This is a genomic window from Streptomyces griseoluteus (genome assembly GCF_004784465.1).
GTDB classification, from domain to species: domain Bacteria; phylum Actinomycetota; class Actinomycetes; order Streptomycetales; family Streptomycetaceae; genus Streptomyces; species Streptomyces griseoluteus.
Genome location: NZ_SRRU01000021.1, coordinates 1 through 26716, shown reverse-complemented (window position 1 = coordinate 26716; position 26716 = coordinate 1). Strand labels below are relative to the sequence as shown.

Below are 26716 nucleotides of genomic sequence, written 5' to 3'. Positions count from 1 at the left end.
TGGCCGTATGACCACCGTCTCCGGCACCACCCGCCGGAACAACTCCCACAACTCATCTGGCACCAGGCGCTCAGCAAGGCTCGTCATACCAACACAACGACCCCAGCCGCCAAAAGAAACGATGTCTAAGTGTGAAGACCGCGCCGCCGTCTTCGACGTCGCGGTCCCACCAGCCGTGCAGGCGCCCGTAGGAGGGTTCCTGTTCGGCGTCCCCGATTCGCGGAAGCCGCCGCCGGCGCTTAGACCGGATGTATGAACAGCGACGCTCCAAAGGCCCATCACCCCGGGGAGATCGTCTCCGAGTCGGGGATCTACGAGTGCGACTGTGCGCGGCACCACGCGTACAGCACCGACGTGAAAGGCCACCGGTTTCCGCCCCTTCCCGACGCGTGCACGGGTAACGGCTGGCCACTGAAAGCGGCCGCACATCCTGAGTCCTGACCGAGCGGGACGGGGGCGCTTCGCCCGCCGATGGAAGGGGCCGGCCGAGGCGCCGCCTGCCCTGTACACGTCTTGGGCAATCGGCCCCTGCGACACGCCCCCCTGCAGAGGTCACTGCATCCCTGCGACCTGCTGAGAGGCGACGGGTGACCCCACGCACTTGCGAAGTAACGCGGGGCCCCCAGCCCGCGCCAGTCCTGTCAGGAGCTGGTCCTGATCACCGGTGACTGTACGAGGCACGGCTCGGGTGAGCGTCTTATGCGGCGAGGGCCTCTTCGGCCCGGGTGATGCCGCTGCGGTCGGCCCGGTACTGCTCCAGCATTGCGTCGGCGGCGCGCAGGGCGTCCTTGATGGTGTGGGTGCCGGTCATGACGCAAAGCGTGTTGGAGGAGTCCTCCAGCCTCCGGCTGGTCTCGGGGGTGGGGAGCGCGTCATGGTCGATGCGTGCGCCGGCGAAGCGTGCCATGACTGCACGCAGGTTCTTCTCGGCCGGCAGCAACATGGCAGTTTCCTCCACAGATAAAACGGCACGACGCGCCGATGACATCGGCAATCACATCTGCTCCCAACTGCCCCGTCGGGTGGGGCCTACACCTTTCGGTCGGGGGATTCCCGGCCCAGAGGGAGCAATACGACCGCTGTCCGTCAGGCCGGCGGGTGCAGGCGGCGTCGCGCCTTCGAGCGCGACGGAGCTGGCCTCCGTGCTCGCGCGAGGGGGGAGAGCCCACGCACGGCGAACGGCTCCGTTCCCAGGTGAGGGAGGAGCCGTTCAACGCGTTGCGGTGTACGGAGCGGTCAGGCGCGTCGGCGGTTGCCGGTAATGACGCGGTAGAGGATCAGCAGGATGACCGAGCCGATGACGGCCGCGATCCAGGTGGAGAGGTCGAAGAAACCATCGATGGAGTCGACACCGAAGATGACCTTGCCGAGGAAGCCGCCCAGCAGGCCGCCCGCTATACCGATCAGGATCGTGATGATGACCCCGCCCGGGTCCTTCCCCGGCATGATCGCCTTGGCGATGAACCCGGCGATCAGGCCAATGAGAATCCACGCGATGATGCCCATGACATGTCTCCTAGCTGCTCAGATAAAGGTTTCGTCAACGCCACGTATGCACGTTGAGGCGACTGTCAAACCTCGTGGGGGGCCAGAACTTCCACCGTCTGGGCGACGCGCGGGTCAATGGTGGACAGCCGAACCTCGAAGTCGGCCGCGAGCTGGGCGCATGGCCGAGTGACCGGCGCGCCGCAGGAGGTCTCTGGAGCGGCCTCTCGCTGACAGAAAGTGCGTCAACTCGCTGAAGACGCACCGGGAACGGCCGCGCTTGGCAAGCGTGGCTCCCACACGCACCCAGGCGCTTGAACTGGCCGACACTGCCGTGCGAGGCACCTTGCAGCATCCTGACGGCGAAGCACTGCTCGCGGGCTGCCGGGACGAGATCGCCCGACTGCGGGAACTCCCCAGCGCCACTGCGGGCTTCGCCGGACGGGCCTCAATCCGGAGACGCTCGGTGGTGCGCTTGATGACGCCGACAGCCTCGTCGCCGAGGTATGCAGTCAGCTACCAGCACCTCGACTGTGCCGACCGCTGACCGCCTGGCGCCAACCGCTCGGCGGTCCAGTGGCCTCGCGCCGGGCGGCTCACAGGCGGCTGTACGTCCCGATGTCCTCGGTGAACTCCTCCAGCGCGCGGGCGGTGAGCGTCGGCCGGGTGTCGGCGATGGCCGTCATGAAGTCGTCGGTGCCGGCCGGCCGGCCGCCGCGCTCGGTGATCTCGCGCTCGAACGCCGCCTGCGCCCCCTTGCGCGCGGCGAACTCGATGTCGGCCGGGGTGAACAGTTCGCTCGCCGCGACCAGGCGGTCGATGTCCACTGCGTCGCCGGCCGCCCTGAGGTAGCGGGCCCAGATCGCCGCGCGGGCCGTCGGGTCCGGCGGGCCGATGGGGATGACGTAGTCGAACCGGCCGTGTCTGAGGAACGCCGCGTCGAGGGAGCGTACCGAGTTCGTGGCGCACACCAGCATCCGGGCGTCGTGCTCACGGAAACCAGGGATGATCTTGAGGAGCTCGTTGGTCACCCCGTGCCCGGGATCGACCGCCTTGCCGGACCGCGCACCGGCGATCTCCTCCACCTCGTCGATGAACAGCAGCACCGAGTCCAGCTCGGCCAGCTCCGTGAATGCCTCCCGCAGCGCCGCCGCCAGGCCCTCGCTGGTGTCAGCGGCGAGCCGGGACGGGAACAGTTCCACGAACGGCCAGCCGAGCCGGGAGGCCACGGCCTTGGCGAAGCTGGTCTTACCGGTGCCGGGCGGGCCGAAGAGGATGATCGCCTTGGACGGGGCCACACCGTAGCGGTCGGCCAGCGCCGGCTCGGTCAGCGGCAGCACGACACGGCGCTCGACGACCTGCTTCTCCCGCTCCATGCCGGCCATGGCGTCCCAGAGCCCGCCGGGCAGCATGCGCCCGCCGAGCGCCGCGAGCACGTCGGCGTTGTCGGCGCCGGGCGGTTCGAGCTTCTCGTAGTAGGTCAGGCCCTCGCGGAGCCGGTAACCGGAGTTCTCCAGGGCCTTGGTGCCGGCGGCGCCCGCGGGCAGCAGCGCGCTGACGTGCCTCACCCCCAGGGCACGCAGCCGACGCTCCAGCTCGGCCAGGAGCGCGCTGCCGACCCCGCGCTCACGCCAGCGGGAGGCCAGCGCCACCAGGACGACCCACGCCCGTCTGCCGTCCGCCTGGGCCACGGCCATGCCCACCAGCTCGTCGCCGACCAGGGCCACCACCGCCGGCTGACCGGCCTTGGCCGCGGCCATCACCTCCGAGACCGGGAAAACCGACTCAGCCTCGACCTGGCGGCTCTGGTCCCAGATCTGGATGGCCTGGTCGAGATCGTCGTCGTGATAGTCGCGCAGATGCCAGGGGGGCACCGCCACCACCTCGCCTGAACCGGGAGTCCCATTCTCCTCCCGAGCCCCGGGGGAGTGCTCGGCGGAGGCGCGGACCGCTGCGGCGGTGGCCGGCGCCCCAGTCGGCAGCCGTCGCGGTACCAATCCCGACCGGTTCCGCCGACGTATCGAGACCGCTAACCGCTTCCGGGGCCGGAGCGCGAGCAGGGGCCCGAGGTGGTCGATGATGCGGTCAGCTGCGGACTTCGAGAGGCCGAACAGTGGGCCGAGCTGGCGCATTGTCAAGTTTGTGCGTCAGCACGTCGCGACCAGTAGTACCCGGTCCTCCAGCGGCAGACTCCACGGTCGGTCCCTGCGAACTGCGTCCACCCCGTCGCGCCCCGCAGCAGCGTCACGGCCCCCGCATCGACCGGACCAGCTGCGAGACCACCAGCGGCATCGCAATCCTCGCGCCCGCAGGCCCTTGACAACACGACTCAGCCGCAAACTTCACGGCCGTGACACTAGTCCACCACCAGCACCAGCTTCCCCGTCGTCCGGCCTGTTTCGCCCAGCTCGTGTGCCCTGGCGGCCTCGGCCAGCGGGAAGGTCGCCGCGATCGTCGCCTTCAGCTGTCCCCCCTCCGCCATGCGGGCGATCTCCTGCATCCCGTACCGGTCGGAGTCCACCAGCATCCGCACCGCCCGCACCCCGAGCCGCTCGGCCTCGTCGAAGAAGTCCTGGCCGCCGAACGGCACGATCGACACCACGATCCCGCCCGGCCGCAGCACCTCCAGCGAGCGCAGGGACGTCTCGCCGCCCAGGGTGTCGAGGACGACGTCGACGTCCCGCACCGCCTGCGTGAAGTCCGTGGACCGGTAGTCGACCGGCTCGTCCACGCCGATCTCCCGCAGGAAGTCGTGCTTGCCCGCGCTCGCCGTGCCGATCACGTACGCGCCGAGCGCCTTGGCGATCTGCACCGCCACGTGCCCGACCCCGCCGGCCGCAGCGTGGATCAGCACCCGCTGCCCGGACCGCAGGCCGGCGTGCTCGGTCAGCGCCTGCCACGCCGTCAGCGACACCAGCGGCAGCGCGCCCGCCTGGACGTGGTCGATCGAGGCGGGCTTGTGCGTCAGGGCCCGGACCGGGGAGATGACGTACTCGGCGTGCGAGCCGTGGCCGAAGGGGTAGGGGAGCATGCCGAAGACCTCGTCGCCGGGCCGGAACGCGGCCACGCCGATGCCGGTCTCGGCGACCTCGCCGGAGACGTCCCAGCCGAGTACGAACGGGGGGTCGCCGATGAATCCGCCGGTCGCCCGGTGCTTCCAGTCGGTCGGGTTGACCCCGGCGGCCCGCACCCGGACCAGCACCTCGTTCGGACGCGGCGTGGGCCGCTCCACCGTCACTTCCTTCAGGACCTCGGGTCCGCCGAGGACGTCCTGGCTGATGGCGCGCATCGTGTTCATATCGTTCATGGTCACCCAACCTGCCGTGGTCGGCCTGTCCGGGGACGAGGCGGTCAGAATTCTTGGCAGGTACCTACCGCCTCGGCGGCCCGACCCCATAGTCCGACCCGAGACGAGCGCACGATCTTCCCACCGTGCACGATGAAGCAGTGCGCGACGCGGAGGCTGATCGTCTGGCCGATTCTGGGCGCTGGGGGAGGACCAGGATGCCCATGATCCAACCCTGGGGGATGGGGCATCGCCGACATCCTGCGCCACCGGCTGACGCGCCTGGGTGTTCCCGTTCCCGGTGGGCTCCCTGCCGGACACGGCATGCATCCTCCGACCATCCCGCTCGGCACTCAGGCCACGATCGATACCGCCGAAGGAACCTTGACGGTTCAGCCAGCCGTCGTCTGACCGTCGACCGCCTTGCCCGGCGTGCAAGGCCCACGCGGGATCACCCGCCACCCGTGGAACCTTGCCTTTGGTCCCGGTGGCTCCAGTGCTGGTGCGGTCGGAGCGTTCTTGACGCCGTCGTGGAAACCCTGACCGAGGTTCCGACGGTCTGTGCCGCTCGTGCCTGCGCGATCCGGCTGCTGGACGACGCCGAGTGGGCCCTGGCGATCGAGGGGGACCGCCGCGTGATCTCCGGCTGACGGTCGGCGTCTATCACGATCGCGCGGGACCAGCGAGGTGTGGAACCTGAGACTCAGGCAGCAGCGCGCGGGCGCCAAGCAGCCGCCTGCGGTGCTGGAGCCAGACGCGTGGGGGCAGATCCCGCTGTTCACGATCCCCAGGACTCTGACCGCGGACACGGTCCGGGCAGTCGCGGGCCGACCGGCGTCCGAGTGGGAGAAAGCCCAGACGGTCCTGGAGGAGATCGCCGCCGAACAGGGGCTGAGCCGCCGGAACCGCCACCGCAAGGCCGCGCTGCTGCGACTCGCGCTGGCGGTCCGCGCGGCCGAAGGTACCTGGCTGCTGCCCGAGGTGCTCCCGCAGGACCTGCCCGCTGGCCGGACCACCATCCGCCTCGGAGCCCGCCCCTCTAGAAGGGAGGATCGTTGGGGCCCCGGTCGGCCTGCGCGGCCGCATCACGTCGTCGGCTGGCCGCACGCTGTTCGGCGAGGGAGGGCATTCCGGCGATGGCTTCAGCGGCGCGGCCATGCCGGATGAGCAGCTCGGCCACTTCCGACGGCCGCACTTCGGTGTCCGTTCGTAGCAGGGCGAGGGCCTCCTCAACGCGCCCCATCTCATCGAGGATCCACGCCTTGCTGACCGTCAGGCCGTACGTGTCCGGTGGCAGCGTCCTCGCATAGGCGAGGGCCTCCTCGTGCCGGTCAGCTTCGCCGAGCAGCCAGATCCGGTTCGAGCTGAACCAGGACGAGTGCTCCTCAACGAACTCAGCACTGCTCTCGTCGAGGAGCGCAAGGGCATCGTCGAGCCGGCCTGCCTCATGCAGCAGGTGAATGACGCCATCGAAAAGGCAGACATCGTGGTGATCGAACGTCGGGCGACCCACCTCAATGGCTTCCTCGAGCCGACCTTGGCGGCCCAGCAGTTCGATCAGAGGCCAGCGGAACCGGTCCGGATACTCGGCGGCTGCGATGAAACGCCGCAGCACAGCCTCGGCCTCACCTGCCTGCCCGTCGTCTTCAAGTGCCCGCGCGTAGTACGCGAGCGTCTCGCCCGCACGCTCGCCGGTGCCCAGCACACGCAACTCCTCCACGCGCCCGTGGCGCCGCAGGAGCTCGGCGTAGGCGATCAGCGTGTTCTGAACGATGAAGTGGCCGGCCGCGATATCTGCCCCAAGCATCCGTACGGCCTCATCGACCCGTCCCGCACGCTCCAGGACCTGGACTTCGAGATCCTGCGCGTTACTGGGGCTGAAATTCCATCGCTCCTCCCCGCGGGCGCTGCGAGCCCGCTGAGCTCGCGGCGCGATCAGCTCCAGGACCTGCTCATCACAGCCCTGGCCCTCTGTCAGCTCGACGAGAGTGGACAGAATCCACTCCCTGTCCAGATGCGGCCTGAGTACGGTGATCGCTTCGTTCAGCCTGCCCGCCTTGGCCAGCAGTTCTGCGAAGTCGTGGCACACCCACTCCGAGGCAAGGCCTTCCTCGTCCGGACGGACGGCGTCCAGTGCCTGCTGTGCCCTCCCTGCCTCGAGCAGGACCTCGGCCCTCTCCCAGCGCGCCCGGTTCCACCCAGCCTCGATGAACGGCTCCAGCACGCCCAGGGCCCGCTCGGCTTTGCCCGCCCGGGACAGCTCGCGAGCCGCCGCCTGGGCGCAGAACCACTCCCCGCGCTCCGATGCGGCATGAACCAGCAGCTCCACCTCACCCCGCTCCACGAGCATGCTGACCAGGCGAGGAGATATTCCGCCGAGTGTCCGCGACTGCCATTCAAGATCGTCGATGTTCACGGGCCTGAGCGTACGGGCGACTACTGACAGGCCTCATCGACCAGTTGCCGGAACCCACTCGTTCTACGCCGGAAGTACAGGCTGGCGGACGGGTTCCCGGTCAGACCCCTGCCAGATTCCGCGAACCCGCGGGCTCCTCGGATGCCGGCACGGAAGCGTCCTCCGGCGTGCAGGTCGTAGACGGAGGCGGTCACGGCCCGGCGGAAGCGGCGGCGCTGTTCGGGGGTGAGGCGGTCGAAGGCGGCGGTGAAGCGGGGCAGCGCCTGGTAGGCGGTCCGTGGCGGAGTGAATTCCACAACCCCGAGCCACCACTCGTGGTCATCGATCCACAGCGGCGACCGCCCGCGCCGGGCCAGGCCGAGCGGCTTCAGGGACTCCCGCGCTGCCGAGCTGATGATCCGGAGGACCGGACGGCGATCTGCCATGACCGGCATTATCGACCGTCCCACCGACACCCCCGGTCGGGCGTGGTGGCACATCACCATGCTCGGCCTGCTCCTCAACGCCATCGTGCTGTAGACCACGAAGTACATCGACGCCGCCGTCGCCCAGCTGAAGGCGTAGGGCCACGAGATCCGGGACGAGGACATCGCCCGGCTCTCCCCGCTCAAGCACCGCAACCTGAACCTGCTCGGCCGCTACAGCTTCACCGCCAGCGTCCCGGCCGACGGTCCCCTGCGCCCGCTGCGCGACCCGGACGCGCCAGAACTGGACGAGGACGACGACGGCGGCGGAGGGGAGTAAGCCCCGCCCCGGCAGATCTTGCTGCTGCGGCCCTGTTCTCCCGAGCTGACCGGGCCGGGCCCGGTGGTCAGCGGGTGTGGCGGCGGACCGCGTCCAGGAGCTGGTCGATGTCTTCGGGGGTGTGGGAGAAGGAGGTGACGAGGCGGACGATGCCTGGTGCCCAGCGGTCGTGGTAGAAGGTGTAGCTCTCGGCGAGGAGCCCTTCGGTTGTCTGCTGGGGCAGGCGGCAGAAGAGGATGTTGGCCTGCGGGCTGCCCAGGAGTTCGGTGCCGGGGACGGCCTTGAGACCGTCGCCGAGCCGGGTGGCCATTGTGTTGGCCTGGCGGGCGTTGCGCAGCCACAGGCCGTCGGTGAGGTAGGCGTCGAGCTGGGCTGTGTGGAAGCGCATCTTGGAGGAGAGCTGGCCGGCGCGCTTGGTACGGAAGGCGAGTTCGGTGGCCAGTGCGGGGTCGAAGGAGACGATGGCGTCGGCGGTCATCGCACCGTTCTTGGTGGCGCCGAAGGACAGGACGTCGATGCCGGTCTTCCAGGTCATCTCGGCCGGGGTGGCGCCGAGGTGGTCCAGGGCGTTGGCGAAGCGGGCGCCGTCCATATGGACGCGCAGTCCCGCGTCCTTGGCGATGGCGGTTATGCGGCGGATCTCGGCGAGGGTGTGGACGCTGCCGCTCTCCGTGGCCTGGCTGATGCTCACCACGGAAGGCTGCACGCTGTGCACGTCACCGGCCTTGCGGCGCACCGCCTCGCGGAGCGCGCCGGGGTCGATCTTGCTGTCGTCGCCGGGGACGGTGACGAGTTTGGCGCCGTTGGTGAAGAACTCCGGAGCGCCGCATTCGTCGTTGTTGATGTGGCTGTCGGGGTGGCACAGCACGCTGCCCCAGGGTGGGGTCAGGGCGGCCAGGCCCAGGCAGTTCGCGGCGGTTCCGGTGGATACCGGGAAGACGTCGACGTCACGTTCGAAAATCTCGCTCAGCTGGTGGCGGACGCTGCCGGTGAAGGGGTCGTTGCCGTAGGGCAGAGTGTGCCCGGTCGCCGCCGCGGCGACGGCCCGCGCTATCTCGGGTGAGGCGCCCGCCATGTTGTCGCTGATGAAGGCCCGGTTGGAGCCGATGACGCCGGTGGTGGTGGTCATGGGTGGGTTTTCCTTGGCTCAGGTGCTGATGGGTGAGGCGAAGACGACGGTGATGTCCACCGCCTCGGTACCGGTGCGGTAGAAGTGCGGGGCGTCGCCGGCGAAGGCGAGCATGTCGCCGGGGCCCAGGTCCTGCGGGGCATCGACCGGCCCGGCGGTCACGTGCCCGGAGGCGATGAGCAGGTGCTCGATCGTGCCGGTGGCGTGAGGGACACCGGCCAGCTCCGTCTCGGGCGGGATGCGCAGCCGCCAGATCTCCAGGCTGTTGCCGCTGCTGATGCGGCGCAGCAGTTCCCGGGCGACCTCGCCCGGTTCGGCGGGCGTGCCCGGTCGGTAGACCGGCCCCGTGTCGGCGTCGCGCGCCAGCAGGTCGGCGATCGGGATGCGCAGCGCGACAGCGATCGCGTCCAGGGTGTCGATCGTCGGATTGCCGTTGCCGGCCTCCAGCTGCGACAGCGTGGCCTTGCTCAGCCCGGCGCGCCGGGCCATCTCCGCGGCGCTCATGCCGCGCTGCTGGCGGCGCAGACGGATCTTCGCACCGACCGCGGCCGCGGTACTGCTCACCGGCTGCCGGCCGGACCCAGACGGCGCGGCCATCAGTGGCTCCGGTGGGTGGCGGAGTAGGACACCTTGATACGGCCCTTCTTGACCTTCAGCGTCGGCAGGACCACCTCGGCCAGGTCGCCGAGGCTGCGCAGATGGGTGCCGCCGCACGGCGCGCGGTGCAGGGCGTCCAGGTGCACCACGCGCCGCCCCTCACCCTCGTACCGCGCGAGGACGTGCAGATCGTCGGCGATCGCGGCGGCCACCACGTCTCGCAGCGCGGCGGTGGCCTCCTCCCGCCCTTCCGGGTCGGCCAGCCGGGCGTCTTCCTGGGGCGCCTGGAACTCGATGCGGGCCTGACCGGGGAAGTGGTTGTTGCTGAGCATCTCCCACCCCTGAAGGCGTCCGACCGCCTCGATCAGGTGCCCGGCCGTGTGCAGCGCGGCGTGCGTCATTCGGGCCTGCACATCGATCCGCACCCGCACCGCCTGCCCCACCGCGAGGGACGGCAGCTTGCCGCCCTCGGGCGCCACCGCCACGACCAGCCCCGACTCCCGGTCCCGGACCGGGATGACCTCCACATCATCCAGCCAGCCCCGGTCGGCGGGCTGACCGCCGCCCTGCGGATAGAACAGGCAGTGCTCGACGGCAGCCCACGGCGCACCGCCCCGCTCACCCACGGCGATCACCCGCGTGTCGGCCTGATCCAGATACATGTCATCCAGGTATGTGGCGACCTGGACAGCTTCCCGAAGCATCTTGCTCGAATGGACCACGTGTTCACTGTAATGAACGAATGAGTTGGTGAACATATCGTTCAGTAAAACGAACGCCCGCACCGCTCCTCGCTGTTGGCCGGACTCGCCCCGGCCCGGCATCTCGCCCACAGTCAACGATCCGACCGCAATCCGCACAGAGAGCTACTCGTCACCTCGCCGTAGCTTCGGGAGGGCAGCCGCCCCCGCCCGCCCTCGCCGCCAGGCAGGGCGGGCGCTGCTACTTCGTTGCTGTCGTCAAACGATCCTTTGACGACAGGGCGGCGGCGCGCCCAATGAACGCGCGTAACCGGGGGTTCGCGGCGGCGCGAGTCCAATCAGAACCGATGGTGATCGATGACAGGGTTTACCGACAGATCCTCCGCGCGGAAGGGGTCCGGTGGCGAACTTGATCTACAAGCGGGTCTCGACCGACCAGCAGTCGACCCAGCGGCAGAACCTCGTCCTGGACGAGGCCGGAATCGAGGACCCGCTCGTCTTCTTCGAGGAGGACGGCGGCACCTCAAGCCGTCTCCACCCGCTCCAGCGGCCGAAGTTCGGCGAGCCGCTGACATACGCGCGGCCGGGCGACACCGTGCACATCTCCGAGATGTTCCGCCTCGTGCGCGGCACCGGGCATATCCTCGACGTGCTCGACGTGGTCCACCGCGACCGCTCGCCCTGCGCATCCACGACGGCGCGTTCTCCGCCATGGACCTCACCGCCCGCCACCCGCGTACCGGTGAACTGCTGTCCACCGTGAAGTTCCTGGTGCAGACCCTCGCCGCCGCCGGCGAACTCCAGCGCGAGCTGACCTACGACGGGCTACGCGCGGCCGAGATCAAGGGCAGCAAGAGTGGACGCCGCCCCGCCGTCCCAGCCGCGAAGACCGAAGCCGTGCGCACTGCGTGCCTCGAAGGCCGCCCGAGACGGACGGAGCTTGCAGCGCCGGTCGCCCTCACGGGTGACGACGAGCATGGTCACCCACTCCACGAGTGCATGGGGCAGGTCGAGAGCGGCAGGATGGATCACCAACGAGGCCCCCGAGCAGCGTGGTTGAGACGGTCAGACATCTCGATCAGCAGCTCGGGGGCCACGCTCGTTGCGCTCGGAACCGTCACCTGATCGGTGGCCAGCTCGAAGAAGATCATTAACACGGAACATTCCGGGGCTGATTCGGCTTCCTGGTGGGCTCCGTCACGGCCAACAGCCCTCTACCGAAAGCGCGATGGGGCAGACCTGACCCCCGTCGTCGCTGCAGCGATCCGATCAAGGCGGGAGGACCGGTGTGGGATCCGGTCTGTGAGCGGCGGGCGCGTACTGCCGCTCAGTCCACTTGCTTGCGGCGTAGGTCGCTGACGGATTCGCCGAACCCGCGTTTCAGGGACCTGCCGAGGTGTTTGGTGTCGTGTACTCCCCATCGTGCCGCGATCGTGGCCGTGGAGATGTCCGCGAAGGCGGGGTCGAGAAGGTCTCGGCGGATCCGTAGCGGGCGTTCATGGCGGACCCAGGCGGCGAAGGTCAGGTGGTGGTCGGGATCGCCGTCATGGGCGTCAGCCTGAACTCCATCATCGACTGGGACCACGGAGCCGCTGTCTCCTTCCTCGCGGTCGGCGTTGCCTACCTCCTGGGCGGCCTCGCTGCCTGGCAGCTCATCGCGCGGCCGGAACGGCGGTCCGCCGCGACAGCGGCAGCCTGACCACAAGAGACTTGGGCTCTTCCTGTCTGACACCGCAAGGCGCGTACGCCCCCGAGAAGCACTTTCGATACACGGCCTAACACGGCTCAGTTCATCAGGGCCGCAGCGACGCGCCGCAATCACGCGAGTGAGGAGGCGTCAGCATGTCACCTGAAAAGCCTAATAGTATGTCAATCGACCTGAATTGACTCTGATGTGATGTCTCGTCAGTTAAGGGAGAAGATCCAAGAATACCCCGTTCGGAGCTAAAGCCCCAATCTTTCGATATGCCGGTCATGTCGGCTGTAGGTAGGTTCATTCACGAGTCGGCCCGACGGGTCGGCGTCTCTCTGCGTGACAGGAGATCGTGAGATGAAGCTTCGTTCGACCGTGATCACCGCCGCTGTGTCGGCTGCCGCGGCGCTGGCCGCGACCGGCATCACCTACGCCTCGGCCGCCTCCGCCTCGGCGCCCCAGGAGGCCCCGGCCGCGGTTGCCGCCGCAACCGGCGGCAGTGGGCAGAGCGGGAACAGCAAGGGCAATGAGGGCAACAACAGCAAGGGCAACGAGGGCAACGACCGGGACGACAACGACAACGAGGGCAAGCGCGGCTACGAGGGTCGTATCCAGGTCAACGAGCGGTCGTACTCCCCTCACGCCGGTGACTGCATCACGGTGGTCAGCGGCCTGGGCGCGAAGACCCTGAACATCCGCAACGAAAGCCGCAAGGCCGTCGAGGTCTTCCGCGGGGCCGTCTGCGACAACGGCGCTCCCATCGCCACCGTCGGCCCGCACAGCTCCAGCTACGGCGTGAAGCCGGGCTGGGTCAAGGGCATCGACATCGACAAGGGTGTGGTGGCCAGCTTCCGAGTGGTCAAGCGTCACCACGACGACTACTAGGCCGTAGCCGAGCGCACCCTCTGGAGCCCCGGCCCGCCGGAATCGGGCCGGGGTTCCAGTCTCTCCCACACGCGTGGCGCACACCTCCACCCCGCCCCGCCGGTGCGGAATGCCGGGCGCGCGGCATCCGGAGCCCGCGCGGCCATCCCTGACCTTCACAAGCATCCCCACCTGCGGGTTCTGTGCCCGTCGGGGTGTTCTCAGTCCGCCACCTCCGGCTGTCCGCCGGTGCTTTCTCGGTCCGCAAACGGGTGAAGAGTGACATGAGCATTCGCCTGGTGGCAGACGTGACCGACGGCACTCGAGTCCTGGACAGCTTTGCCGTCACGCTGACGACACTCCCCGCCGTCACCCTCTCTCCCCGGACGCCGACGCCAGCTCTGGTCCCGGTCGTCACCGGTTTCGGCCACTTCACCGACGTTCCCGACCACGCGCACCCCCGCCGAATGCAGCCCGTCACCGCCCCTCTGACCCCGCTCGACGAGGCCGAAGCCGTGCAGGACACCGCACAGTGGCTGTTCCCCGACGCGGCTATGGTCTGCGACGGCACCTGGGAACGTCTTCTGCAGCAGGTCCAGGCCGCGGCGGACGCGGCTGACGACATCGACTGGGACATCTCGGTCGACTACGAGCGTGCGCGCGCACCATCATGCCGCCGGCGCCCGCCCCGATCCCCCTCCCGTGCCCGCCACGTCAAAGGGGGACGAGGTGACAGAACACCAGGCCGAGACCGTGTGGCAAAGCCTGGTCGACCGCATGGTGGAGGTGGTGCAGGAGGCGAGGGCCTGGGCCGCTCGCGGGGCGGCTTCACCAGCAAGATCCATCTGAGCGCCGACGGGCGCTGCCGACCGTTGTCCCTGATCGTCACCCCCGGTCAACGCGCGGACTGCACCCACTTCTTCTCGGTACTGGAGAAGATCCGAGTTCCTCGCCTCGGGCCGGGCAGGCCCCGCAAGAAGCCGGGCGGCGTCGCGGCCGATAAGGCCTACAGCAACGGCCCCGCCGTCAGTACCTTCGACGCCGGGGGATCCGGCGATCCCAGAGATGGCGGAGAGCCAGGCCACCCGCCTGCGCAAGCGCTGACGCGGTGGACGCCACCAGGCTCGACGAGGACCGGTACAAGGAGCGCAACACCGTCGAGCGCGCCGTCAATAAGCTGAAGATGGCCGAATCCCTGGCCGCTCTGTCAGAACGGACCGTGGAGCTCGCCCAGTTTGTCGGTCAGGCGCAAGTTCTCGGAGTAGTCGACGGGACAGGCGATCACCGAGACCGTGTCGTCGTCGAGGGCACGGCGTAGCACGGGCAGGAGTTGACCCGCGGTTTCGACGGCGTGGCCGCGTGCGCCGAAGCTCTCGGCGTACGCGACCAGGTCGGGGTTGGTGAACTGGGTGTGGCTGTGGCGGCCGAGTTCGAGTTCCATCTTCCAAGTGATCAGGCCGTACTCCTCGTCCACCAGGACGAGGACGACCAGCGGAACGCGTTCGCGGACGGCGGTCTCCAGTTCCTGGGAGTTCATGAGGAACGAGCCGTCACCCATCACCGCCAGCACCCGCCGGTCCGGCCGGGCGAGCTTGGCGGCGATGGCACCGGGCAGCGCGAAACCCATGGTCGAAAGGCCGTTGGAGACCAGACAGGTGTCCGGTTCGTAGGTGGGGTAGAGGCGGGACATCCACATCTTTCCTGCCCCGGTGTCGGCGAGGACGACGTCGTGGCGGTCCAGGGCGGCTCGGACGTCGTGCACCACGCGCTGGGGCACCAACGGGAACGCGTCGCTGTCGCGTCCGTACCGCAGCTCTTCGTCGAGCAGCCCGCGGATCTTCGCGCTGCCTTCGGAGCGGTAGGTGAGTCCTTCGGGCAGCGCGGAGGCGAGCGCGTCCAGAGCCTGTGACGGGTCTCCTTCGACGCCCACGGCGACCGGGTAGTGGCTGTCGACTTCAGCGGGGAACCGGTGCACGTGCAAGATCCGCTTGTCGCCGTTCGGGTTGATCTTGACGGGGTCGAACTCCTGGACCTCGTAGCCCACACAGACCAGCACGTCGGCGGCGTCGAAGCCGAAGTTGCCGTAGTCATGGCGCATGAAGCCTACTGCGCCGAGGGCGTTCCGGTGGTCGTCGGGGAAGACGCCCTTGCCGTGGAACGTGGTCGCGACCGGGACGTTCAGCCGCTCGGCGAATCGAACCAGGGCGGCCGACGCCCGGGCCCTGGCGGCGCCGTGGCCCGCCAGCACGACGGGGTTCCGAGCCGAGGCAAGCACCTCGGCCGCCCGCGCGATCTCGGTGGGTGAGGGTGCGTCGGCGTGCACCACGTCGATCTGCAGGGGTGCGAGGGACTCTGCGGGACGTTCGGCCTCGATGTCCTCCGGCACTGCAAGGAACACGGCTCCGGGCCGTTCACTCTGCGCGGTCTTGAATGCCTTGCGGGTCATCTCCGGCACCGCGTCCGGACACTCGATTTGCGCAGCCCACTGGGTGACCGGAGCGTACATCGACACCAGGTCGATGACCTGGTGCGACTCCTTGTGGATGCGCCGCAGCGACCCCTGCGCCGCGAGGCTTACCACCGGCGCGCTGTTGGTCGTGGCGTCCGCGGTGCCCAGCAGCAGGTTGATCGCGCCGGGCCCCAGCGTCGCCGAGCACACTCCGGCCCGGCCGGTCAGCCGCCCGTAGATCTCCGCCATGAACGAGGCGGCCTGCTCGTGGCGCACCAGGACGTAGCGGATCCCGGAGCCGTTCAGCGCGTCGACGAACCGGATGTTCTCCTCGCCGGGAATCCCGAAGACGTACTCCACACCCTCGGCCCGCAGGCAACGCACCAGCAGGTGCGCGACATCCTCCACAGCTGACGTGTTCTGCGACCCGGTCTCGCCCTCGCTGCCCATGACAGGACGGTAGGCACGCCCTTCTGCCTCGGCCAGTCATCGGGGGCCGGCCGGGTGTTCCCGGTGGGGCTTCACCCTGGGCATCGGGCCCGGCCGCGAGCACGGGCGGAGCCGTTCGGAGGCGTTGCGCTGGCACCGGTCGCGTGCGGCTCGCAGGCTGGACCCGGATGTGAACGTGCCGTCGCACCGCGCGGCGGCAGGCTCTGGGAGGATTGTGTGACCGCTTCGCCGCCCGCCGCCGACGCACCGCCGGCCGGTTACGACGACCTGCGCGCCCTGGTGATCAACTGCACCCTCAAGCGCTCCCCGGAGCCGAGCAACACCCAGGGGCTCATCGACCGGAGCACCGCCATCATGACCGGCCAAGGTGTGCACGTCGACGTCGTGCGCGCCGTGGACCACGACATCGCCACCGGCGTGTGGCCGGACATGAAGGAGCACGGCTGGGAGACGGACGCCTGGCCGGATCTGTACCGGCAGGTGATGGCGGCCGACATCCTCGTGCTGGCCGGTCCCATCTGGCTGGGGGACAACAGCTCCGTGACGAAGCGGGTGATCGAGCGTCTGTACGCTTGCTCCAGCCTGCTCAACGAGGCAGGCCAGTACGCCTATTACGGCCGCGTCGGCGGCTGTCTGATCACCGGCAACGAGGACGGCGTCAAGCACTGCGCCATGAATGTCCTCTACAGCCTGCAGCACTTGGGCTACACCATCCCGCCCCAGGCGGACGCCGGCTGGATCGGCGAGGCGGGCCCCGGCCCTTCCTACCTCGACCCCGGATCGGGCGGCCCGGACAACGACTTCACCAACCGCAACACCACCTTCATGACCTGGAACCTGCTGCACCTGGCCCGGGCGCTGAAGGACCTGGGCGGCATCCCGGCCTTCGGCAACCAGCGAACCGCCTGGGACGCCGGCTGCCGCCACGACTACGAGAACCCCGAGCACCGGTAGCGAATGCCGATGGGTGCGGTTCTTCTGAGGTCAAGGGTTGATCTGGGAGGACGCTGCTTGGGGCCGTGTACGGGGTTGCTCGTCTCTACCGTGGTGGTGGAGGAGGGCTGCTGATGTGTTCACCGTTCGAGGAGTCGGAACGCGGCTGCCGCACCGACGACGTCGCCCGCAAGGAACCCGCCGCTGAAGCGGCCTGCCTGCGGGCCGCCACGCCCCCGGAACCGGAGCCCGACCAGGAGCCGGGCAAGCTCCGCGGCCTGTTCCGCCGCCGCGGCAGACCCCACAGGGTGACGCCGTCCCACTCTGCCGGAACTTCCCTTCGTGGACTTCGGCGACGTCCCATCAACGCCCCGGACTCCTCCACCACGTCAACCCGCGGATCGGCCTACGGGACAACGACTTCCGCACACTCGCCGACTACGCCCGGTCCCTGAACACCTCACGAACCACCGGCTGAGCACCTCACCGGCTCTTCAGGCTGCTCCGTACTCAGAGCCAAGACCTTTGCGGGGCAGCCCTTAGGAGACGGAATCGGCGGGAACTTCAAGGGCCCGGACGAATCCCCGGTTTGGGCAGTCGGCTGAGTGCCCTTACCGTCCGTCCTGGTCTCTCGTCGAGGGGTGCGGGTAGCGCCTACTGTGCGCACCAGGTGGCAGGCTTCAACGACACGCTCTGAAGACGCATTTGACCTGCACGGATTACCCTGTCAGCCGCAGAAACGTCGCAGCGCTCACATGTCACTCTGGCGAGGGATTACGAACCGTTTGTCCGCATGGCCAAAATCAAGAGCATGCCCAGTGGATCTTGGCTGCGCGTAAGCGCGTGAACCTGTTGGAGGAGTGCGTATGAATAAGGTGTGGTCCACGCTGGCCGTCGCCGCGATGGGATCGGTGCTGTTGACTGGGGTGGCGGAGGCGTCTCCGGCGAAGTACGCCCGGCACAACGACGCGGCGGCTCAGTTCCGCAAGGCCGGCATCTCGTGGACGTCGAGCAAGAACTGCGCCGACTGGAACATGAGGGGGTGCACTTCCTTCACCAACATCAACAAGGCGACCGTGGCCGGCGTCATCGCCTTCAAGAAGCTCAGCAAGTGCCGTGTGGTCATCACCGCCGGAACCGAGGTAGGCCATAGTCCCGGCGACTACTCCCACCGCAAGGGCTACAAGGTCGACCTGTCCCGCCGTGACGGCTGCCTGGACCGCTACATCCCCAGCCATTTCAAGCGGGCTGGCTCCCGCCGCGACGGCACGAAGCTCTACAAGTCGCCCGCCGGGAACATCTACGCGCGCGAGGGCAGCCATTGGGATGTCCTCTACTACAACGGCCGTGCCTGATTGCCATTCCTCAAGGCTGTCCCGGAATCGCTGGTCACGTGTGAGACGAGCTTGGCGAGGCTGGTGTGATCACGGCGTCTGATCCGTCTTGGATGGCTCCGTTCATGGGACTGTCCCCTCGGTCCTTCGGCGCCTTGGTCAGGGTGCTGCGCCGAGAGGAGGCGGGTGTGTCCCGCCCGGGTCGCCACTGGTCGTTGCCACTGGAGGACCGGGTGCTGCTGGTGGTCGCGTATTGGCGCATGAATCTGACGTCGCGGCAGTTAGCCCCGCTATCGGGGGTGTCGAAGTCTGCAGCCGCTCGGATCATTCGCTGCCCTGCCCGCTGCTCGCGCTGCGGGCAGGACCGGGGCGGCCGACGAATTGCTGGACGTCAGAGCGACGTCATGACGTGCTTGATCCGGGTGTAGTCCTCGAAGCCGTATGCGGAGAGGTCTTTGCCGTAGCCGGACTTCTTGAAGCCGCCGTGCGGCATCTCGGCGACGAGGGCCATGTGGGCGTTGATCCATACGCAGCCGAAGTCGAGGTTCTTCGACATCCTCATCGCCCGCGCATGGTCCTTGGTCCACACCGAGGAGGCGAGCGCGTAGTCGACACCGTTGGCGTACCGCACGGCCTGGGCCTCGTCCGTGAAGGACTGGACCGTGATGACCGGGCCGAAGACCTCGTTCTGGATGATCTCGTCGTCCTGGCGGAGGCCGGAGACCACGGTCGGGGCGTAGAAGTAGCCCTGCTCGCCGACCCGGTGGCCGCCGGTCTCGATCCTGGCGTGCTCGGGGAGGCGCTCGATGAACCCGCTGACCTGGGCGAGCTGGCCCGCGTTGTTCAGCGGTCCGTACAGCACGTCCTCGTCGTCCGGCAGCCCGGTCCTGGTGTCGGCCGCGGCTTTGGCGAGGGCGGCGACGAACTCGTCGTGGACCGACTCGTGGACCAGGACGCGGGTCGCGGCCGTGCAGTCCTGCCCGGCGTTGAAGAAGCCGCCGATCACCAGGTCCTCGACCGCCTTCGCCAGGTCGGCGTCCTCGAAGATCACCGCCGGGGCCTTGCCTCCGAGTTCCAGGTGGACCCGCTTGACGTCCTTGGAGGCGCTCTGGGCGACCTGGATGCCGGCACGTACCGAACCGGTGATGGACGCCATCGCGGGGGTCGGGTGCTCCACCATCAGACGGCCGGTCTCACGGTCACCGCAGACCACATTGAAGATTCCGCGGGGCAGTGCCAGCTCCTCCAGGACGCCGCCGATGATCTCGGCGATCAGAATGGTGGAGGCCGGGGTGGTGTCCGAGGGCTTGAGGACCACGGCGTTGCCCGCCGCGAGCGCCGGGGCGAACTTCCACACCGCCATCAGCAGAGGGTAGTTCCATGGCGCGACCTGGGCGCACACACCGACCGGCTCGCGGCGGATGATAGAGGTCATTCCCTCCATGTACTCGCCGGCCGAGCGGCCCTCCAGCATGCGCGCCGCGCCCGCGAAGAAGCGGATCTGGTCGATCGCGGGGGCGAGTTCCTCACTGCGGGTGAGGTGGAGCGGCTTGCCGGTGTCCCGGCTCTCCGCGGCGACCAGTTCGTCGGCCCGTGCCTCCATCGCGTCGGCGATCTTCAACAGTGCGCGCTGCCGTACGGACGGTGTGGTGTCGCGCCAGATGGGGAACGCCGAGGCCGCGGCCGCCATCGCAGCGTCCACGTCCGCGGCCCCCGAGAGCGGGGAGGTCGCGTAGACGTCACCAGTGGTGGGGTCCACCACGTCGAGCGTGCGGCCGTCCGAGGCGTCCGCGAACGCACCGTCGATGTAGTTGCGGAAGGTGGTGCTCATGGAACGTCTCTCCTGGTCAGACGGCGGTACGGGCGGACAGGTGCTCGTGCACGGCGACCCAGCGGCCGTCGTCGGCGCGGGTGAAGACGATGGTCTCCCGTTCGTGAACCGTCTCCTGGCTGGTATGGGTGGCGATCCGGGTTTCGACGTCGTGACTGAAGACGGCCGTGTCGCCGAAGTGCTGGATCAGCTGTGCGGACGAAGTGCAGCCGAGGATCCGGAAGCCGTCCTGTTCCACCCACTGCTGCCACAGCGCCCGGTACTCGGCCGTGGAGCCGAGCCGCTGCGGGGTGGTGTGGAAGACGAAGGTCGCGTCGGGGGCGAAGGCGCCGAAGTAGTCGTCCAGACGGCCCTCGGCGAAGGCGGCGACAAGCGCGTCCGCGGCGGTCCGGACCTCCTGGACAGTGGTGGTGCTCATGTACGGCTCCTGGTCACGGGCGTTCGGCGCTCGGGGGCCGGAACGCCAGGCGTTCGGTTACGGAAGGTGACGGCAAGACCTCAGTAGGACACGGCGGGTTCGGTCACGGTCTCCTCGGCGCCGCCGGTGATCGGTGGCACCGGGGCATCCGACGCCCGCACGAATCGGGGTCCGGCCGGCCCGTACACGGCGCGCGGTTCGGGGAACACAGCAAGCAGGGCGAGGTAGAGCACGACCGCGAGGGTGAGGCCGACCAGCAGCGAGATGTCGGTGCCGCCCGCGAGATCGCCGAGCGGGCCGACGAACTGGCCGGGCAGGTTGGTGAAGAGGAGCGCCACGACGGCGGAGACGAGCCAGGTGGACATGCCGCGCCAGTTCCAGCCGTGCGTGAACCAGTAGCGGCCGCCGCGTTGGCGGCGGTTGAAGACCTGCAGTGCCTCCGCGTCGTACCAGCCGCGCCGGGTGACATAACCGAGCGTCATGACGATCATCCACGGTGCGGTGCAGGTGATGATCAGCGTGGCGAAGGTGGAGATGGACTGCGCGAGGTTGAGCGCGAAGCGGCCGGCGAAGATGAACGCGATGGACAGGACGCCGATGAAGACGGTGGCCTGGACGCGGCTGAAGCGCGTAAAGACGCTGGAGAAGTCGAGCCCCGTGCCGTACAGGGACGTCGTGCCGGTGGAGAGGCCGCCGATCAGGGCGATCAGGCAGAGCGGCAGGAAGTACCAGCCCGGTGAGATCGCGAGCAGTCCGCCCACGTAGTTGGGGGCGGCGGGGTCGACGTACTTCTCGGCCTTCGACGCGATGATCGACGCGGTGGCCAGGCCGAAGAGGAACGGCAGCAGGGTGGCGATCTGGGCGAGGAACGCGGCCCCCATCACCCGGCGGCGCGGAGCCCCGGCCGGGATGTAGCGGGACCAGTCACCGAGGAACGCGCCGAAGGAGACCGGGTTGGAGAGCACGATCAGCGCGGAGCCGATGAACGAAGGCCAGAACAGCGGGTCGGCCGTGGAGGCGAAGGCTCCTGCGTAACCGGGGTCGAAGTCGCCCGCGAAGGCGAAGGCGCCGAGCACGAAGAGGGCCGACGCCGCCAGCACCGCGATCTTGTTGACCAGCAGCATGAACCGGAATCCGTAGATGCAGACGACCAGGACGAGCCCGGCGAAGAGCGCGTACGCGATGCCGTAGGTCACGTCCGACTCGGGGACGTGGACGAGCCGGTGCGCGCCACCGACGAGCGCGTCCCCCGAGGACCACACCGAGATCGAGAAGAACGCGATGGCGGTGAGCAGGGAGAGGAACGAGCCGACGACCCGGCCGTGCACGCCCAGGTGTGCGGAGGAGGAGACAGCGTTGTTGGTGCCGTTGGCGGGGCCGAACAGCGCCATCGGGGCCAGTAGGAGCGCACCCGCCACGAGACCGAGGGCGGTCGCCGCGAGACCCTGCCAGAAGGAGAGGCCGAAAAGGATCGGGAAGGCGCCCAGCACACAGGTCGCGAAAGTGTTGGCACCGCCGAAGGCGAGCCGGAACAGATCGATCGGGCGGGCTGAACGGTCCTTGTCCGGGATCCGCTCGACCCCATAGGCCTCTATCTCGGTTACCGAGGTCGTCATGGGAGCTACACCTTCCGGTCATGCAGGGGCGAGGGTGAAAGTCTGGGGCCTGCGGATGACCAGCGACAATTGTGTTTGCCACAGAGCCGTACGCTGTTTTATGTGGCAGACAACAAACTCACCGTCGGCGATTTGCTCTCCTTCCCGGCGCTCCAGCTCTCCGTGAAGGCCGGCAGCGCCGGTCTGGACCGGTCCGTCTCCTGGGCGCACGCAAGCGAGCTTGCCGATCCGACGCCCTGGCTGATGGGCGCCGAGGTGATCATGACGGCGGGTCTGGCGGTCCCCCGTACTGCGGCCGGACAGCGCGCCTACCTGGAGCGGCTGGACGACGCCGGGGTATCCGCTCTCGCCCTCTCCGCGCAGCTGCACATGCCCCCGCTGCACGATGCGTTCTTTCAGGCGGCGGAGGAGCGGGGCTTCCCGGTCCTCGAAGTGCCGCTCGCCGTCCCGTTCATCGCGGTCGCCCAGGAAGTCGCGGCCGCGGCCCAGGAGGACGCCCGGCACCGGCTGGGCGCGCAGCTCCAGGTCTTCGGCGCGCTGCGCTGGCTGGTCGCCGAGGATCTCGACATGCCGACACTTCTGCGCCGTCTCGAAGCCCTGTCGGGTTACGACGTCTATCTCTGCACACCCCAGGGCCACCCGCTCCTGCCCGGCGTTCCCGTGCCGGATCGCGCTGTCCTGCCCGCTTCCATCGACGCCCCGCCGACGGTCCCCGGCGGATTCGTCCTCCCGGTGCCCGCACCCGGCGGCCCGGCGGGCTTCCTGGTCGCATACGAGCGTCAGGGCGCCCAGCCCGCGGGACTCGCCGTCGTCCAGCACATTGCCACGGTGGCGGCGCTGCGGCTGGCGATGGTACGCAACGAGCGCGAGACGCTGCGCCGCGAGGGCGCGGAGACACTGGCCGAACTACTGCAGGAGGTGCTCGACCCGGAGGTGGCGCGCCGCCGGCTCGCCCGGCACGCGATCGAGGGGGACACCGTACTCCTCGTGGTGCGCCACACCACCGACGAGGCGCTGCTGTCCTGTCTGCAGGACCAACCCCATCTGCTGCTCACCCGAGGTGAGGACCGCTACGTCCTGGGGGCACCGGAACTGGCAGCGGCCATCGGTGGGTTGCCCGCCGTGGCAGCCGGGATCAGCCGCCCCTTCCGGCCGGGCGCCGCGCTGAAAGTCGCCCAGCGCGAGGCGCTGTGGGCGGTGGGCAAGGCCGTGGAGTCGGGCCGCCCCGTCGTCCATTACGGTGATGACTCGACGGGTCGGTGGTTGCCGGACGACCCCGCTGCCCTGGCCGCACTGGTCGAGCATGTGCTCGGCGAAGTGCTGCGCTATGACGAAGCCCATGATTCGCGGTTGCTTGTCTCCGCCCGCACGTGGATGGAACGCGACCGCCGTACCGAGACGGCTGCGGCGGCGCTCCACATCCATCCCAACACCCTGGCCTACCGGCTGCGCCGTTTCGGTGCTCTTGCCGACCGTGATCTGACATCGACGGAGGCCCTGGCCGAGGTCTGGCTGGCGATTCAGGCAGCGGGGGCGCTGGGCCTCACCGACTGAACAAGCCAGGGTGGGGGAGTGGTCTGCGCATCAAGCGGTCGAGCAGGAGGATGCTGAGGCCCTGGCCCGGTTGCTGGCCGCTGGGTCGGATCCACACGAGGTCTTCAGCAACGTGACGCTGCTGACGCACGCGGTGCCGAGGGCGGCCGTCCCCGGCCGACGGCTGCTCAGGCCGGGATCGACAGGGCCTGGCCCGTCTCGGCATACGTCTTGAGGTTGGACAGGACGAAGCTCCAGCCGCCCGAGATCTGGCGCAGCTCCTGCTCGTCGCGCAGGTTGACGTGCGTGACGGTGAGCTGGACGGTGTCGCCGTACGGCTTGAGCTCGAACGTCACCCGGGACGGGCCGTGAGGACGCTCCTCGTCGGGGCCGGCCCAGGTCAGCACCAGGCGGCGCGGCGCGTCAGCCTCGACCACGGTGCCGACGACGTCGTCGATGCCGGACTCGTCCAGACGGCGGTGCGCCCAGGGGGAGCCGGGCTGCCAGTCGGAGACGTTGTGGTGGAACCAGTACGCCGCCGTCGCCTCGGGGTCCATGAGGTACTCCCAGACCTTCTCCGGGGTGGCGGCGATGTAGGTGGTGTGGACGAACTCGGGGCGCGGCTCGTTCTCGGCGCTCATGGCGGTCTCTGCTTTCTGTTTCAGTGCGCTCAGCGCGTCCAGCCGTGGCTGGTCGAAGGCGCTGATCCAGCGCTCCTGGATCTCGTGGAGCGGTACGGGGTTGAGGTAGTGCAACTTCTCGCGGCCCCTGCGGACCGTGCTGACGAGGTGGGCGGCCTCCAGCACCCCGAGATGCTGGGTCAGTGACTGCCGGGCCATCTGCACGCTCTCGCACAGCTCGCCCAGCGTCCGGCCGTTGTTCTCGCGCAGCTTGTCCAGCAAGAACCGCCTGGTCGGATCGGCCAGGGCCTTGAAGACCCGATCCATCTCGCTGCTCACCCCTTCAGTAATGCAGGTAAATGCCTGCATGTCAAGGCGGGCCGCGCTCACGATGCCGCGTTTGTGTACTGGTTCCGGGTCGGCTTCAGAGTTTCGCGAGCAGGACAGCCGTCGCTTCCATGGGATTCATCTCGGCGTCGGTCCAAGCGCCCGTACCGCGCGCCACAGGTTCGGGCTCAAGCCGTTGCCGGCCGCGATGATCAGGCCCGCCATGGTGGGGATGACTCCGCAACGAAAGCGGCAGCCGCATCATCGTCCTCCCCGAACAGCCGGCCCCGCCCGCCTGACGCCGTCCGTGCGTCAGTGGTCGGCCCTGACGACCAGGCATGGCCTCGCGGCCTTGCGGGATCACTCCCCGGTGGCATCGTCGCGGACAAAGGGCGTCGTCGGCTCCGCGAAGGGTAACGACACCTGCATGATCCTGTCGGTGGAAACGCTTCCAGAGTCGACCTTGCGCGATGCGATCGGCCTGCTCGTCAGACTGATCGAGTCCGCGGGCGCGCTGATCATCTTCATCGGCGCCGTGTGGGCGTTCGTGCAGTTCGTACGCGCAGGCCTGCGCGGGCGCGGCAAGGTGGCAGGGTTCAACCGGATCAGGTTGAGCCTGGGGCAGTTCCTGGTCCTGGGCTTGGAATTCCAGCTCGCCGGGGACGTGCTGCGCACGGCCGTCGCGCCGAGCTTCGCCGAGATCGGCCAGTTGGCAGCCATCGCGGCCATCCGGACCGCGCTGAACTACTTCCTCGGCCGGGAGATCGCCCAGGAACGGGCCGAGATCGAACGGAGCGAGACGACACCCCCGCCTCGCGCCAAGGGCCTGCCGACGTGAACGCGTGGCTCCAGGCGGGGGCTGTGCTGATCACCGGGCTGGGCCTCGTCGCCGCGGCAGCGGCCTGGCGCCTGACGCACTCCGTGCGAGCGGCCCTGGCCGTGCTGCTGGACTTCCTGACCGCAGCCGGCCTGCTCCGGCTCGCCGGCGAACCGTCGTGGGACAGCACCATCGTGGCAGCCGCCGTGATCGCGCTGCGCAAGCTCCTCGGCGCCTCCCTCCACCTGTCGAGCGCGAACCGGACCACCCCGGGTGGAGCCCGGCCGCTGAGCCCCGGCCGATGACGACTTTCATGTCGCCGTCTTGGCCGGTGCGCCACCAGTCCGCCGCCCCGGTCACGAGCGCAGCAACGGGGTTCGCAGCACCAAGGCCCTGACCGCTCGGGAATGATCAGGACGTGCGTGTGCCGGAACGCTGACGCTGCCCCGGGCGCCCGGCCCCCCGCCGGGCGACGCCCCCGGGAGGCATGCCCATGAACAACAGCATCGAGAACGTCATCGCCGGTCTCATCGTGGCCACCATCGCCTGAGGCGCCGCACGGCTCTCGAACCGCTGGCGTCGCAAGGAACACGCGGACCAACTGGGGGGATCACGTCGTGCGGGGACCGGCCAGCAGCGGCAGGAGGGTGATGTGCTCCCCGCCCGGATCTCACTTCGAAGTCGAGACGTACAAGCAGCGCATCAAGCTTGCCATTGCCTACCAGGGTCGGTCAGAGGGGGGCAAGGAGCATCAAGACCTCGTCCCGGGTGTCGTCGGGCGCGAAGCGCAGGGCGTTTGGCCAACGGCCTGCCTCCCGCCATCCAAGGTGGCCATAGAAATCCTCCAGCCCTTCTTTCGCCCGGGCCGCGAGACGCAGTTGTTCAAGGCCGAGCTCGTCACGGGCAACCGTCCGGACTTCCCGCATGAGAGCGGAGCCGACACCACGGCCGCGGAAGTCCGGATGGGTCTGAAGGTGGTGGACCGACCCCCAGTGGGCGACGAGCCGGAAGGGATCACGCCTGAGGACGACCCATCCGGCGAGGTCCTCCCCGAACCTGGCCACGAGGAGACGGCTGCGGGATGGGTCGAGGTGACTGAGAAGTTCGTCCGCGGCCGGCTCGACGTCATCGTCACGGACGGGCGGGAAGGGGAACCCCGCAGCCCCGCCGGTGTTCGTGACCGCGATCCAGCAGTCGACGAGCTGACGTCTCAGGTTGGAAGAGATCTCGTGTATCCCTGTGATCTGCGTGAGAGCGGGCGTGACCCTTTGTTTCATGCAGAGCATCCCAACATCACAGAGACCGAGCTCTCCGAACCACTGATACTCACGTTTCAAAGAGACAGACCCTAAAGGCTGTTGCACAACGGCTGGTCGATCTTCCGGGTCTCCTTCCTGCGGCGTTCCAAGACGGCAGAAAGACGGGCACATTCGGGCAGTTGACCTTGCTGCCGATGGCTGGATCTGAGCGTGA

The 26716-nt window shown here is 68.7% G+C and carries 25 protein-coding genes and 4 pseudogenes; 12 read left to right on the top strand and 17 right to left on the bottom strand.

All coding sequences use genetic code 11. The features are described 5' to 3' along the window. Positions 1 to 697: 697 nt before the first annotated feature. The 5 genes and pseudogenes from E5082_RS32190 to E5082_RS32170 form a co-directional block, all read right to left on the bottom strand. Positions 698 to 943 (bottom strand): DUF5133 domain-containing protein, encoded by a 246-nt coding sequence (locus E5082_RS32190; RefSeq protein WP_135794727.1) that lies wholly within the window; start codon positions 941 to 943, stop codon positions 698 to 700. 293 nt (positions 944 to 1236) lie between these two features. Beyond that, complete coding sequence (locus E5082_RS32185; RefSeq protein WP_135794726.1) at positions 1237 to 1506, bottom strand: GlsB/YeaQ/YmgE family stress response membrane protein; 270 nt, start codon at positions 1504 to 1506, stop codon at positions 1237 to 1239. A 575-nt stretch (positions 1507 to 2081) separates the two neighbouring features. Continuing rightward, entirely contained in the window at positions 2082 to 3368 is a 1287-nt protein-coding gene (locus E5082_RS32180; RefSeq protein WP_208766273.1) for an ATP-binding protein, read from the bottom strand. A gap of 99 nt (positions 3369 to 3467) precedes the next feature. Beyond that, positions 3468 to 3782 (bottom strand): annotated as a pseudogene (locus E5082_RS33915) (helix-turn-helix domain-containing protein); the annotation flags it as partial. Positions 3783 to 3841: 59 nt separating this feature from the next. Continuing rightward, positions 3842 to 4783, bottom strand: a complete 942-nt coding sequence (locus E5082_RS32170) for an NADP-dependent oxidoreductase (protein ID WP_135794734.1) — start codon at positions 4781 to 4783, stop codon at positions 3842 to 3844. A gap of 237 nt (positions 4784 to 5020) precedes the next feature. Here E5082_RS32170 and E5082_RS33910 point away from each other — a divergent pair, with 237 nt between their 5' ends. Continuing rightward, positions 5021 to 5182 (top strand): hypothetical protein, encoded by a 162-nt coding sequence (locus E5082_RS33910; RefSeq protein WP_350884838.1) that lies wholly within the window; start codon positions 5021 to 5023, stop codon positions 5180 to 5182. Between the two features lie 628 nt (positions 5183 to 5810). Here the strand turns inward: E5082_RS33910 and E5082_RS32165 are convergent. Both E5082_RS32165 and E5082_RS32740 read right to left on the bottom strand, forming a co-directional pair. Beyond that, complete coding sequence (locus E5082_RS32165) at positions 5811 to 7187, bottom strand: hypothetical protein (protein WP_244321679.1); 1377 nt, start codon at positions 7185 to 7187, stop codon at positions 5811 to 5813. A gap of 20 nt (positions 7188 to 7207) precedes the next feature. Continuing rightward, complete coding sequence (locus tag E5082_RS32740; RefSeq protein WP_208766274.1) at positions 7208 to 7612, bottom strand: hypothetical protein; 405 nt, start codon at positions 7610 to 7612, stop codon at positions 7208 to 7210. A gap of 61 nt (positions 7613 to 7673) precedes the next feature. On the opposite strand from E5082_RS32740, the pseudogene E5082_RS33905 reads away from it, so the two are divergent. Continuing rightward, positions 7674 to 7931 (top strand): annotated as a pseudogene (locus tag E5082_RS33905) (Tn3 family transposase); the annotation flags it as partial. Positions 7932 to 7998: 67 nt separating this feature from the next. Here the strand turns inward: E5082_RS33905 and E5082_RS32155 are convergent. From E5082_RS32155 to E5082_RS32145, 3 genes are read right to left on the bottom strand one after another with little or no spacing between them, the layout of a single operon-like run. Beyond that, positions 7999 to 9060 (bottom strand): threonine aldolase family protein, encoded by a 1062-nt coding sequence (locus E5082_RS32155; protein ID WP_135794725.1) that lies wholly within the window; start codon positions 9058 to 9060, stop codon positions 7999 to 8001. A gap of 18 nt (positions 9061 to 9078) precedes the next feature. Then, entirely contained in the window at positions 9079 to 9657 is a 579-nt protein-coding gene (locus E5082_RS32150; RefSeq protein WP_135794724.1) for a helix-turn-helix domain-containing protein, read from the bottom strand. Further along, complete coding sequence (locus E5082_RS32145; protein WP_244321678.1) at positions 9657 to 10319, bottom strand: alanyl-tRNA editing protein; 663 nt, start codon at positions 10317 to 10319, stop codon at positions 9657 to 9659. Before E5082_RS32145 ends, E5082_RS32150 begins: the two co-directional genes overlap by 1 nt. 439 nt (positions 10320 to 10758) lie before the next feature. On the opposite strand from E5082_RS32145, the gene E5082_RS32140 reads away from it, so the two are divergent. After that, complete coding sequence (locus tag E5082_RS32140; RefSeq protein WP_244321677.1) at positions 10759 to 11121, top strand: recombinase family protein; 363 nt, start codon at positions 10759 to 10761, stop codon at positions 11119 to 11121. 146 nt (positions 11122 to 11267) lie between these two features. Here the strand turns inward: E5082_RS32140 and E5082_RS32135 are convergent. Further along, positions 11268 to 11393 (bottom strand): annotated as a pseudogene (locus E5082_RS32135) (IS5/IS1182 family transposase); the annotation flags it as partial. Between the two features lie 463 nt (positions 11394 to 11856). Here E5082_RS32135 and E5082_RS33350 point away from each other — a divergent pair. From E5082_RS33350 to E5082_RS33900, 3 genes are all read left to right on the top strand, one after another. Beyond that, a complete protein-coding gene (locus E5082_RS33350; protein WP_244321681.1) occupies positions 11857 to 12057 on the top strand; it encodes a hypothetical protein in 201 nt (66 codons plus the stop codon). A gap of 351 nt (positions 12058 to 12408) precedes the next feature. After that, positions 12409 to 12936 (top strand): hypothetical protein, encoded by a 528-nt coding sequence (locus E5082_RS32125; RefSeq protein ID WP_135794721.1) that lies wholly within the window; start codon positions 12409 to 12411, stop codon positions 12934 to 12936. Between the two features lie 263 nt (positions 12937 to 13199). Further along, a complete protein-coding gene (locus E5082_RS33900; RefSeq protein WP_135794720.1) occupies positions 13200 to 14096 on the top strand; it encodes a hypothetical protein in 897 nt (298 codons plus the stop codon). A gap of 26 nt (positions 14097 to 14122) precedes the next feature. Here E5082_RS33900 and E5082_RS32115 read toward each other — a convergent pair whose 3' ends face one another. Further along, a complete protein-coding gene (locus E5082_RS32115) occupies positions 14123 to 15814 on the bottom strand; it encodes an acetolactate synthase large subunit (RefSeq protein ID WP_208766272.1) in 1692 nt (563 codons plus the stop codon). 216 nt (positions 15815 to 16030) lie between these two features. Between E5082_RS32115 and E5082_RS32110 the strand changes: the two genes are divergently transcribed. From E5082_RS32110 to E5082_RS32095, 3 genes and pseudogenes are all read left to right on the top strand, one after another. Then, positions 16031 to 16768 (top strand): flavodoxin family protein, encoded by a 738-nt coding sequence (locus E5082_RS32110; RefSeq protein WP_135794719.1) that lies wholly within the window; start codon positions 16031 to 16033, stop codon positions 16766 to 16768. An 845-nt stretch (positions 16769 to 17613) separates the two neighbouring features. Beyond that, positions 17614 to 18102, top strand: coding sequence for a hypothetical protein (locus tag E5082_RS32100; RefSeq protein WP_208766271.1), 489 nt, complete (start codon positions 17614 to 17616; stop codon positions 18100 to 18102). Positions 18103 to 18194: 92 nt separating this feature from the next. Continuing rightward, positions 18195 to 18410: pseudogene (locus E5082_RS32095) on the top strand (helix-turn-helix domain-containing protein); the annotation flags it as partial. A gap of 62 nt (positions 18411 to 18472) precedes the next feature. On the opposite strand, the gene E5082_RS32090 reads toward E5082_RS32095, so the two are convergent. The 3 genes from E5082_RS32090 to E5082_RS32080 form a co-directional block, all read right to left on the bottom strand. Next, the gene (locus tag E5082_RS32090) at positions 18473 to 19912 is read right to left on the bottom strand and encodes a gamma-aminobutyraldehyde dehydrogenase (protein ID WP_135794717.1); all 1440 of its coding nucleotides are present in this window, start codon (positions 19910 to 19912) and stop codon (positions 18473 to 18475) included. 16 nt (positions 19913 to 19928) lie between these two features. Then, complete coding sequence (locus tag E5082_RS32085) at positions 19929 to 20330, bottom strand: nuclear transport factor 2 family protein (RefSeq protein WP_135794716.1); 402 nt, start codon at positions 20328 to 20330, stop codon at positions 19929 to 19931. An 80-nt stretch (positions 20331 to 20410) separates the two neighbouring features. Next, positions 20411 to 21946: a purine-cytosine permease family protein gene (locus tag E5082_RS32080; protein WP_135794715.1), complete on the bottom strand. Its 1536-nt coding sequence runs from the start codon at positions 21944 to 21946 to the stop codon at positions 20411 to 20413. 102 nt (positions 21947 to 22048) lie between these two features. Between E5082_RS32080 and E5082_RS32075 the strand changes: the two genes are divergently transcribed. Beyond that, positions 22049 to 23500 (top strand): PucR family transcriptional regulator, encoded by a 1452-nt coding sequence (locus tag E5082_RS32075; protein ID WP_135794714.1) that lies wholly within the window; start codon positions 22049 to 22051, stop codon positions 23498 to 23500. 167 nt (positions 23501 to 23667) lie between these two features. Here the strand turns inward: E5082_RS32075 and E5082_RS32065 are convergent, their stop codons facing one another. After that, entirely contained in the window at positions 23668 to 24426 is a 759-nt protein-coding gene (locus E5082_RS32065; RefSeq protein ID WP_135794730.1) for an ArsR/SmtB family transcription factor, read from the bottom strand. A 427-nt stretch (positions 24427 to 24853) separates the two neighbouring features. Between E5082_RS32065 and E5082_RS32060 the strand changes: the two genes are divergently transcribed. Beyond that, the gene (locus E5082_RS32060) at positions 24854 to 25264 is read left to right on the top strand and encodes a DUF1622 domain-containing protein (RefSeq protein ID WP_135794712.1); all 411 of its coding nucleotides are present in this window, start codon (positions 24854 to 24856) and stop codon (positions 25262 to 25264) included. Beyond that, positions 25261 to 25548, top strand: a complete 288-nt coding sequence (locus E5082_RS32055) for a DUF1622 domain-containing protein (RefSeq protein WP_135794711.1) — start codon at positions 25261 to 25263, stop codon at positions 25546 to 25548. Before E5082_RS32060 ends, E5082_RS32055 begins: the two co-directional genes overlap by 4 nt. 426 nt (positions 25549 to 25974) lie before the next feature. On the opposite strand, the gene E5082_RS32050 is transcribed toward E5082_RS32055, so the two are convergent. Continuing rightward, on the bottom strand, positions 25975 to 26520 hold the full coding sequence (locus E5082_RS32050) for a GNAT family N-acetyltransferase (RefSeq protein WP_135794729.1): 546 nt from the start codon (positions 26518 to 26520) through the stop codon (positions 25975 to 25977). Positions 26521 to 26716 lie beyond the last annotated feature (196 nt).